The sequence below is a fragment of the Ferruginibacter sp. genome, assembly GCF_031430955.1.
In the GTDB taxonomy this organism is placed as follows: domain Bacteria; phylum Bacteroidota; class Bacteroidia; order Chitinophagales; family Chitinophagaceae; genus Ferruginibacter.
Window position 1 is genome coordinate 1 of the sequence record NZ_JANPCM010000684.1, and the last position, 3622, is coordinate 3622.

A 3622-nucleotide genomic window follows, 5' to 3' on the forward strand; every position below is an offset into this window, starting at 1 on the left:
CGGCTATTTTTCTGCGGTAATGAATAGTGATCTTGATACAGTCATTGATCACATGTAATAAATATTCTCTTGTAATGCCTTTCATGTGTATATTTTAAAAAAATTAAAACAATTTCCCCTGCCCGCCCGGCACTCTAAACTTACTGGTATCTAAATGCCATTCTTCGGCATTCATATTATACAGCTTACCGTATTTTTTATAGGTCTGCGCCACCATATCTGCAATACTGCCTTCGCCACGCATGCGTACGCCCCAGCGGGTGTCGTTTACTTTACCGTCGTGGCTTTGCTCTATTAAATGCCACACTTTATCGGCGTGGTTAGGAAAGTTTTTATACAGCCAGTCGTGAAATAAAAAGTTAATAGCGCCATTTAAACGGATGAACGTGTACGCAGTAAAGGTTGCACCGTTATCTGCTGCGGCTTTCATAATGCGCTGCATTTCGTGGTCGTTCAATCAGGGTATCATCGGGCCCATCATAATACCCATGCGTACACCGGCACTGCTGAGTTCGTTGATGACTTTTAATTTTTGTTTGGCGGTTGTAGTTCGTGGTTCCATACTGCGCCGCAGGTCTTCATTAAAAGATGTGATGGAAACCATGGCAGATACAATACCTTTCTTCGCCATTTCCTGCAGCACATCTTTATCTTTTAATATCCAGCTGTTTTTGGTAAGTATGCCCACCGGCTGATTAAACTCATTACAAACTTCGAGTAAGCCTCTTGTTAAGCGATACTTTTGTTCGGCCGGCTGATAGCAATCGGTATTGCCGCTGAGCATAATGGGTGTGGCATCCCATTTTGGATGCATTAAAAATTTACGCAACAGTTGCGGTGCATTTTTTTTGATGATTATTTTTTGTTCGAAATCCAATCCGGCACTGTAACCCCAGTATTCATGCACATTACGGGCATAGCAATAAATGCAGCCGTGCTCACAACCGGCATAAGGGTTCATGCTGTAACCCATGCCTACATCTTTACTTTCTACTTTATTTACAATGGTTTTGCTTTGCTGCTCTATGTATTGCGTGGGTATATTACTGGCTTCCCAATCGTCAATACCTTCAATATGTTCCTGGGTTTTTTCGTCTTTTAAAAAACGGTTTTTGGTGTTGAATTGTGCGCCACGGCCTGTTATGTATTGTACTTCTTCGCTTTGTTCTTTTGCGGATACTTTGTGATGATCTTGTTGTAGTTTATTATTTTCCATTGAGTTTGTTTTTTTGATTAAGGGAGCTTTATGATTGGTTTTAACTAATTTATTTATTGTTACTCTCTGAGTAATGTTTTCTTTTTTGCTTCTCCCCCGAAGCAGCACACAAACCTTTCTCGGGGCAGGCAAAAAAGAAACAAAAAAAGAGCCCGACAAACGAATACAGTCCGTTTGCCGGAAGTAGCTATGTTCATCGGTTGTACTACTGTGGCTTCGGCATTGGTAATTCTACTTTTAGTTTCAAACAGTTTAATAATATTTGAAGGGTGCTAAAATTTAAAGAGTTGAATAAAGATTTACTGTATAAGAGTGTCTCGCCTAAGGCTAGACCAATGAAGTCGAACAAAGAAAAAATGTTCGTCCCAAAAAGACTATTTTAATTTTAACGACTTTTCAATTTACTAATGCAGTAACATCCTAAGTTCCCCCCTAGGGGACAGGGGCCTCTCAGGCGCTAAACAAATCTCCCTGCTTAATGGCTACCGGCAAATTCTCAAATTCAAAACGTTTTGCTATTTCATATTTTAATGTGCCCACGGGGCGTTTTAATAATAACATACTATCGGCAATAAACCTGCCGGTGAAATTTTTGTGGCTGTATTCTAACCAACCTTTTTCGTATTGCCAGGGTAATAAGCGGCGGGCAATTGTTAAATGCGGTTCTAAAATAAAATGGGGTTTGTTATCGTCGTTCAGTTTCATCAGCCGCTGGGTTTCGGTACGTATTTGTTTTACCAAACTTTGTATGGGCACTTTGCTGGTGATGTTAATATAAATAGTATGACTGGGAAAACTGCCGTAATCTTTCAATTCAATTTTTATGGGATGATAGCCCATGGCAATGGTTTTTAAATGCTGGAGGATTTTGTCTTCCATCATTTCGTACTGCAGGTAGTTTACCAGCGTTACATGCGGCTTACCTCCCGAAAATTTTCGGGACCGTTCGGCCTGGTATTTGTCGTAAAAATCTTTTTTCACCCCCATAATTTTATTCCGCAGTTCTTCGTGTGGCGACAGTACCAGCAGGTACTCGTAAACCCGGTAGCCGGGTATGGTATTGCTTAAATCTTTCATGTTAAAAAATATTTTTGTTACTAAATTTGTTAGCTAATTATTTTAGCATAAATTTACTAAATAATTTAGATAATCAAAACATATTTATATGGAAGTGGAAAAATTTTTTGGCAGCAGTTACGGTGGTACTAAACGTTTTACCCAGCAGGATGTGGCCACGGCCAATGCTACAGGCTTTGGCGCCGCCGCTGATGATTATATGGAACGGGGTATTGACCTGAATGAACAACTGATCCGAAATAAACCGGCAACTTTTTTTATGAGGGTGAGTGGCGGAAGCATGATCAACGCCGGTATTTACAATGGCGATATTGTAATTGTGGACCGCAGTATTAAACCACAAAATGGTAAAATAGTTATTGCGGTTATTGATGGCGAGATGCTGATACGGCGGTATGAGTTAACGCTTAACCGGCTGCGGCTTGTCCCGGAAACACCTAAACTTTCGCCCATTGATGTGAGTGAGTTTAGTGATTTTAAAATTTGGGGTGTGGTGGTGTGTGTGATACGAAATGTGTGAGGTGGTAAACCCCGTCAGCGGTTATAAACCCTGACGGCGGTTGGCTGAGAGAAAGAGATTAACTAACTTATACAGTCTACATAACCGCCGACGGGGCTTGAAGCCGCCGTCGGGGTTATAGTAACCCTAAAATAAATTATGGAGTTATGTACATACAACCTTTTATTGAAGGCCAGTATTTTCACATTTATAACAGAGGCGTAAATGGTGAGGATATTTTTAAAGAGCAGCGAAATTATTATTATTTTATTCAGCAATACATTGCTTACTGCGGGGATGTGTTTGAAACATTTGCTTATGCTTTATTAAAAAATCATTTTCATTTATTGGTGTATGTAAAAGAAAATGTACAAGAACCCAAACATAATAAACAAGGCATGATACAACTGAATGCATCCAAACAATTGTCTCACTTTTTTAATTCGTATGCCCAATCTATTAACAAAGCACACAACCGCACCGGGCCATTATTCGAATCGCCATTTGAAAGAAAGCTGGTTGATGATGAAAGTTATATCACTTCTCTAATTTACTATTGCCATTATAATGCACAACTCCATGGGTTTGTAAAAGATTTTAAAGACTGGGAATTTTCGTCTTATCATTCTATTTTAAAAAACGACAACAGTTTTTTAGCATCGCAAAAAGTATTGGATTGGTTTGGAGGAAGTGCGGTGTTTAAAAAAACGCATGAGGGGAGATACGGAAAAGAGGAAATGAAAAAATTTGTGATTGAATGACGGCGGTCTCAACCCCGACAGTCCCGAAATAAACGGGACAAACACTGACGGCGGTTGGGTGAAAAGAAA

At 39.7% G+C, this 3622-nt stretch carries 5 protein-coding genes; 2 read left to right on the top strand and 3 right to left on the bottom strand.

The annotated features are described in order from the left end of the window. Positions 1–103: 103 nt before the first annotated feature. The 3 genes from ACY65O_RS19540 to ACY65O_RS19550 form a co-directional block, all read right to left on the bottom strand. Positions 104–457 carry a hypothetical protein gene (locus ACY65O_RS19540; protein WP_462222537.1) on the bottom strand — a complete coding sequence of 118 codons (354 nt, stop codon included), beginning with the start codon at positions 455–457 and terminating at the stop codon, positions 104–106. After that, positions 458–1216 carry a radical SAM protein gene (locus ACY65O_RS19545; RefSeq protein ID WP_462222538.1) on the bottom strand — a complete coding sequence of 253 codons (759 nt, stop codon included), beginning with the start codon at positions 1214–1216 and terminating at the stop codon, positions 458–460. Positions 1217–1666: 450 nt separating this feature from the next. Beyond that, entirely contained in the window at positions 1667–2293 is a 627-nt protein-coding gene (locus ACY65O_RS19550; protein ID WP_462222539.1) for a 2'-5' RNA ligase family protein, read from the bottom strand. Positions 2294–2381: 88 nt separating this feature from the next. Between ACY65O_RS19550 and ACY65O_RS19555 the strand changes: the two genes are divergently transcribed. Together ACY65O_RS19555 and ACY65O_RS19560 are read left to right on the top strand one after the other, a co-directional pair. Further along, positions 2382–2813: a LexA family protein gene (locus ACY65O_RS19555; RefSeq protein ID WP_462222540.1), complete on the top strand. Its 432-nt coding sequence runs from the start codon at positions 2382–2384 to the stop codon at positions 2811–2813. Between the two features lie 146 nt (positions 2814–2959). After that, entirely contained in the window at positions 2960–3553 is a 594-nt protein-coding gene (locus ACY65O_RS19560) for a transposase (protein ID WP_462222541.1), read from the top strand. Positions 3554–3622: the final 69 nt, after the last annotated feature.

Coding starts and splice junctions, on each gene's coding strand:
- ACY65O_RS19560 (WP_462222541.1), top strand. CDS start 2,960: ATGTACATACAACCTTTTATTGAAGGCCAGTATTTTCACATTTATAAC.
- ACY65O_RS19545 (WP_462222538.1), bottom strand. CDS start 1,216: ATGGAAAATAATAAACTACAACAAGATCATCACAAAGTATCCGCAAAA.
- ACY65O_RS19555 (WP_462222540.1), top strand. CDS start 2,382: ATGGAAGTGGAAAAATTTTTTGGCAGCAGTTACGGTGGTACTAAACGT.
- ACY65O_RS19550 (WP_462222539.1), bottom strand. CDS start 2,293: ATGAAAGATTTAAGCAATACCATACCCGGCTACCGGGTTTACGAGTAC.